The following is a 6333-nucleotide window of genomic DNA, read 5'->3' on the forward strand; positions in this document are numbered from 1 at the left end:
TAAATATGTCTCAGATTAAAGAAAGTTCAATATTAATTAGCGGAGGTGGCTCTGGTATAGGAAGAGGAGCGGCTATTTATTTTGCTTCTCAAGGAGCGAAAGTAACAATCTGCGGACGCAGAGAAGAAAAATTAAAAGCAGTTTCAAACCAAATAGGAACTAACTGTGTCTTTGTGCAAGCAGACATTACTTCTAAAGAAGGAAGGTTAAAGGCAATATCAACTGCTTTGGAACACGGCAAAGGTTTAGATGCCTTGTTGAGTATAGCCGGAAATATGTATAGAAAGAATCTTGAGGATTTAGAGGAAGATAAGTTAATAGAGATTTTCCATTCAAATGTTATTGCAGGCATGATGCTTTCTAAAGAATCCATTCAATATTTAAAAGAATCAAGTGGATCTATAGTGTTTGTTAGTTCTGTTCATACAAGAAGAGCTTTTACTGGCGCATCTCCTTATGCAGCTTCAAAAGGTGCTTTAGAAACTCTTACTAAGGTTTTAGCATCAGAGTTAGGCCCTTCAGGAGTAAGAGTAAATTGTATTGTTCCTGGGGCTGTGCCGGGTGAAATTAATCAAAGAGCAGGTTTGTTTAGTGATACAGAGGCCAAAATTCGTTTGGAAAAATTAATACCTGAGCATAGATTAGGCAGAATAGGCACCGCTGAAGAAATAGCGAAAGCCATTGAATATTTAATAACTGCTGACTGGACTACCGGAGCTATTTTAGATGTGGACGGCGGTTTGGGTTTAGGTGCAATAAAGGATTAACCTAACCTCAGAAGTTTCTTTGCATTTTTAGCAAGATATAAAGGTGTGGCCTTTAGAGAATTTATATCAGGCTGGTCCCAACCTAAGAAATTAGTTCCTAACACCTGCCTATCTTTACCGACGATGGTTTCTAACAAATCTAGAGAAGGTGTTTGATGAACATGATTATCAAACCAGATTAGTTTAAGTTGCTTAATAAACTCGCCTTTTTCTTTAATCCACTCAGGTGAAGTATGCCTAAATTCTGCCGCTAAGGATAATCTTCCAGCAAGGAAAGCAATATTACCTCCACCATGACTTATACAGATATCTAAATCAGGATGTCTCTTCAAAACTCCGCCAAAAATTATATTCCCCAATGCAATAGTCTCATCATTGGAAAATCCTACTGTTAAGTCTAAGCTGTAGCTATCCAATCTATTATCTTTATATGGGCCGTTTATACCTTGAGGAGCAGGATGAATGAATAAGGGAACATCAAGTTCTACAAAAGCCGCATAAAGCTGATCCAGATCAGGTTGATTAAAGCCCAAAGGAAAATCAGTCCCTATATATCCTCCCAATAACCCTAATTCATTTATAGATCTTTCAAGTTCTTTAGAGGCTTCTTCAGGATCTTGCATTGGAAGAGAAGCAAATCCACCTAATGACTCAGGGTACCTCATGATAGTTTCAGCCATAATATCATTGTGGAGCTTGCAGTATTTAACAGCAGATTTACTATCAATAAAGTGAAAATAAGTTATAGGATTAGGAGACAGGACTTGGTAATCTATACCCATCTTTGCCATAGCTTCTAGCCTTAAGTTAATATCCATAAAAGGCGTTTTTCTGTATCTGACGCCCTCTAATTTATAGTCTCCTACTCTAAACCAAGGTATATCAAAGTTTCCTCCTATTTCAGGGCCATAATCTTTAATAGAATTGAGAGTTTTTTCAAAAACAACATGAGCATGTATATCTATTACGTTCATTAGAGTATCTAAATTATTACCAATCTGTACCTTTAGATTTCATAAAAGTCTTAATCCAAGAGTGATAATTTTGGACTGCCGGCTCATTCCTTCCATATACGAAATTGTTATTTTTTAGTTTAGAAATATTGCCTTGTATCTCTAATCCAATTTTATAATCTTCATCTTTTACAGCTTGAAGTACCATGTCACTGAAATTTTTACTTATAGCTACCTGCTCATCATTTTCTGGTTTTTTAGATGAAAGAATAGTTTGCCTAGTAATTGTTCTACTTGGCGAGTTTGTTGGGAAAATCTGACTTACTAAACAGTGATCACCAAGAACACCCGATATTGAAAGGTTTGGGAACCCAGAATGTATTAGTCTAATATTCTCTAGAGGGTTCCAATCTTTTTCTGGTTTTTTAGCTAATTCCCCTAACGATTTTCTGCCGAAAGTTAATCTTTGATGCGGGCCATATGTATCGAGAACCAATAGATTGCCCACGGTATGTTTTCCAACAGTTTTTCCATGAAGTTGATTATGATGATACGCCTCAAGATAACCATCTAAAGCTACTTTCCATCCAGGCCCTTCCAATTCTCTTTGATCAAAAATATACCAATCTCTTAGATTTAGAGTTTCTAATTCAAGAGCAAAATCACCTAGCCAGGCATCTATCTGAAAATCTACTCCAGGAGTTAGTAAAACCCAAATCAATCCTGATCTTTCTGAACAATTTAATTCTATTAGTCCAAATTCTTTTTTATCTATTTCTCCAAAGGTACTTTCTCCATACATACCAATTAATTGACCTTCATGATCATAAGTCCATGCATGATAAGGGCATATAAAAGATCTTTTTTCTCCACTTCCCTCTTCACAAATTTTTGATCCTCTATGTCTGCAAACATTCAAGAAAGCTCTTGCCTTCAGATCTTTTCCCCTAGTAATAAGTACGGGTGTGTCTAGAACTTTCATTGCGCGATAACACCCATAGTCTGGAAGCTCAGAGCTTAAGCATAAAGCCAAAGGAAGTTGCCTATATATTCTTTCCACTTCATCTTTATATCTATCTTTGTCTATATAAGCTTCTATAGAGTTTGACATAATATGATCAGCTTGGTCTGTACTATGATTTTCATAATGATGAAGTGCCCTTTTTACAAGAGACATCATTTCTTCAGAATGTGTGCTATTTTTACTCAATCTTTATATTTTTCTTTAAAATTAATCCAGGCAGGAACTTTTTCTGGTATATCTGCCATAACATTTTCTCCACCTATAAATACTCTTAATGGATTATTAAGTTTCTCTGTATATTCAGAAGTTTTTACATAGTAAACAAAGTTAATGGTTCTTTTTAGAAATTTCCATGACCCTTCCTTTCTTGAATATTCATCATCATATTTCATTGCAGCTAAACTTACTTCGCCATTTGGGGTTGTTTCTGCATGACTATATACAGTCCCTGAAGCTAAATCTGAATCTTCAGATTTAATCTTTATATTTGCATCGTGAGTCCAGTGAAATGAAGGACCTCTAGTTTTTAAAATATCAACGTACATATCTAATATGTTTTGTCTTCCATTGCATTTCATAGATCCATTGGGCGAGTCAAATGCAGCATCTTTTGTGAACAATTTTTCAAGAAACTTGATATCTTGCTGATCGCATGCAATAGCATAGTTAGATATTAACTCTCTAATAGAGTCTTTGGACTCAAGCCTATCAAGGCGCTCCATAATCTCTTTTGTGTTATCCATCATTCCCTCTGAAATTTATTAGATCTATTTTTTATTCAGATTGTACAGAAAACTTAGATAAAGATTTAGCTGAAAGGATTTCTATCCAATATCCATCAGGATCTTTAATAAATGCTAATCCCTTCATCTTTCCATCATCAGGTTTTTTAATAAACTCAATGCCTTGTTCTTCAAAATTATCGCAAGCTTGATATACATCAGGAACACTAATTCCAATATGTCCAAATCCCCTGGGTTCTGTATTCCCGTTATGATAGCTAAAGGAAGGGTCATTTTCAGTTCCCCAGTTGTGAGTTAGTTCCAGCATAGCCTTTTGATTTAGGACATAAGAAAACCTTTCTTCGGGACTTTGAGGTACTTTTTCATTCTTTTTAAGATAACCTAAAAAATATAATGAGAATTCCATTTCAGAAAAATCAAGTTTCTTTAAGAGGGACATTCCTAATGTGTGGACATAGAATTCAAGAGATTTCTCAGGATCTTTAATTCTCATCATGGTTTGATTAAAGACAAATTCTTCAGTTCCAATTGCTTTAGTTTTTTCTAGTTCGTCCATAATTTCTCCCATTTATAGTTTCAGCCTGAAAAGATTCTTTCAAGTAACACTTAATGAATATTATCAAGAAGATGCCTTTATAGAAAATTTCTTTATAAATTAAATTTTAGTAAAAAGTTTTTTTTGTTGCAAAAAGTAATAAAAACCTGATAGATTAAGGATCTATTTGTAAGTTAAGTTAAGTTTCGTCATCATTTGGGGAGTAAATATGCATTTTAATAAAATAAGTGTGGCAATTGCCATCGTTGCGAGTTTTATTGTTTTTCCAATTTTTTCTGCTGAAAGTTCAGAAGGGGCTTCAGTCCAAGTCGAAGAAATAATGGTTACAGCTCGTAAGAGAGAAGAAAGTCTATTAGATATTCCAGAATCTATTACAGCTATTTCAGGTACAGATATAGATCGTCAGAATATAAAAACATTAGACGATGTTGGTTTTTTAATACCTAACTTGAATTTATCAATGAGAGCCGATGGATTTCCTAATGTTTCCATAAGAGGTCTGGGTTCTTTTGGAAATACTCAAGGTGTAGGTTTTTACATTGATGATGTTCAGTTATTTTCTGATGCCTCTTCAAGATTTGGAGACTTGGAAAGAATCGAAGTATTAAAAGGTCCGCAAGGAGTTTTATTTGGGGGCAGTAACATAGGTGGCGCCGTTAAATATGTTTCAAAAAGGCCTACTGCTGGTGAAAATACAGGAAGAATAAAAGTTCTTGGAGGTGATCAAGGGGTAATAGATACTGAAGTGAGCGCTAATTTATCTCTAGGTGATGAATGGGCGATACGTTTATTTGGCTTCACAAGAGAAGATGATGGAATTTTAGTTAACCCTAGAACACCAAGAGTAAATGGTGGAAGAAGCTTGGCTGATCCAGATGCTGGCGCCTATGATGAAGAAGGCGTAAGGCTTTCTTTGGCTGGTCCAATAGGAGAAAATGCATCGTTATATTTTACGTATAGAAGAAATGAGTATGATGGTCCTGTAAATATGTGGACTAGAGATCTTGAGCTCCCACACTCATATTCAAATATACTTGATACAGGCATAAATCCTTATCATAAAAGAGAAACAGACGGGTATAGTCTTGAATTAACTTTTGAAAGAGACGGATATGATATTACATCTCTTACTTCTTATACAGATACTTATAGTGAAAGATTTACAGACGTAGATTTAATGCCTGAGTTTATTTTAGACTTTCTTAGACCAGAAGATATGGAAGTTACTACACAAGAGATTCGCTTTACATCAACTAATGATAGCAATCTTCAATGGATTGGTGGATTCTATTACTCTTCTTTTGAAGAAGTAATGCGTTCTACGCAATTATGGCGTGATGCGAGAGTAGATGCAGCTGGAAATATTACAGGAGCTTTAGGTTTGGCTATTGGGTCACCTACAGGTGGCGGAGTGTGGGCAGGACAGATACCTACACTTGCTGAAGAAATGGATACCTTAGCTTTACCTTTTGAGTTTAGAGATAGAGATAAGGTTCACAAATCAGCTTTTTTGAATATAACTTATGATTTATCTGATCAATGGGAATTAGGTTTAGGAGCAAGAATAGATAAGTGGGAGAATGAGTCTTCTAATTTAGATACAGGTTCTGTTGGTTCTGTAGGAGATACTGAATTCTTGCCAAGAGTCTCTTTAACTAGGAATTTAGATGACGGATCTATAGTTTACTGGACTAGTTCTATAGGTATGGAACCAGGAGGTTTTAATGGTGTTGATTTACCTGGAAAAGCCGGCAATTTATATAATTTTGATTCCGAAGAAGCTATTCAGCATGAGTTTGGCTGGAAAGGATTAATTATGAATGGTCAGGGTTCAGCTTCAGTTGCAGCTTTCTTTATTGACTATTCAGACCGCTTAATTGAATTTCAAATCCCTAATCCAGATGGAGGAGGACTTATTGAAGGTATATTCAATGCTGGAGATAGTACTCAGTATGGTATAGAAGCAGAAATGTCCATTAAGGCATCTGAGTTTTTAACTGTCGGAGCATCGTTTGGTTTTATTGAAGCAGAGTGGGATGATAATACTATAATACAAGGCGTAGATATGTCAGGTGAAACGCCTCCAGTTGTGCCGGATAATAGTGCCGCACTAACAGCTAGCTATTTGAGACCTCTTGATAATGGCATGAATTTCATGTTTGATTTTCAAGTTAGTCATAATGGAAGCTTTGAAGGACTTCAAGCTTTTAATCCAGTCACTAACCCTAGTTATACTTTAGCTGGATTGCAGATAGGTTGGTCACTGAATAGTTGGGAATTTATGCTAAAT

At 35.5% G+C, this 6333-nt stretch carries 6 protein-coding genes; 2 read left to right on the forward strand and 4 right to left on the reverse strand.

From position 1 onward, the window contains the following. The first annotated feature begins 5 nt into the window (after positions 1-5). On the forward strand, positions 6-767 hold the full coding sequence (locus tag P8J93_08665) for an SDR family NAD(P)-dependent oxidoreductase (protein ID MDG2061871.1): 762 nt from the start codon (positions 6-8) through the stop codon (positions 765-767). On the opposite strand, the gene P8J93_08670 is transcribed toward P8J93_08665, so the two are convergent. From P8J93_08670 to gloA, 4 genes are read right to left on the reverse strand one after another with little or no spacing between them, the layout of a single operon-like run. Continuing rightward, a complete protein-coding gene (locus P8J93_08670) occupies positions 764-1741 on the reverse strand; it encodes an amidohydrolase family protein (protein ID MDG2061872.1) in 978 nt (325 codons plus the stop codon). The two genes, P8J93_08665 and P8J93_08670, sit on opposite strands and share 4 nt — an antisense overlap. Before the next feature lie 16 nt (positions 1742-1757). Continuing rightward, complete coding sequence (locus P8J93_08675) at positions 1758-2930, reverse strand: aromatic ring-hydroxylating dioxygenase subunit alpha (protein MDG2061873.1); 1173 nt, start codon at positions 2928-2930, stop codon at positions 1758-1760. After that, positions 2927-3490 (reverse strand): nuclear transport factor 2 family protein, encoded by a 564-nt coding sequence (locus P8J93_08680; protein MDG2061874.1) that lies wholly within the window; start codon positions 3488-3490, stop codon positions 2927-2929. The genes P8J93_08675 and P8J93_08680 overlap by 4 nt, the downstream gene beginning before the upstream one ends. Before the next feature lie 28 nt (positions 3491-3518). Next, positions 3519-4043: a lactoylglutathione lyase gene (gene gloA, locus P8J93_08685; protein MDG2061875.1), complete on the reverse strand. Its 525-nt coding sequence runs from the start codon at positions 4041-4043 to the stop codon at positions 3519-3521. A 208-nt stretch (positions 4044-4251) separates the two neighbouring features. Between gloA and P8J93_08690 the strand changes: the two genes are divergently transcribed. After that, on the forward strand, positions 4252-6333 hold a 2082-nt coding region (locus tag P8J93_08690), incomplete at its 3' end, for a TonB-dependent receptor (protein MDG2061876.1).

The organism is SAR86 cluster bacterium (assembly GCA_029268615.1).
GTDB lineage: Bacteria > Pseudomonadota > Gammaproteobacteria > Magnimaribacterales > Magnimaribacteraceae > JAQWNM01.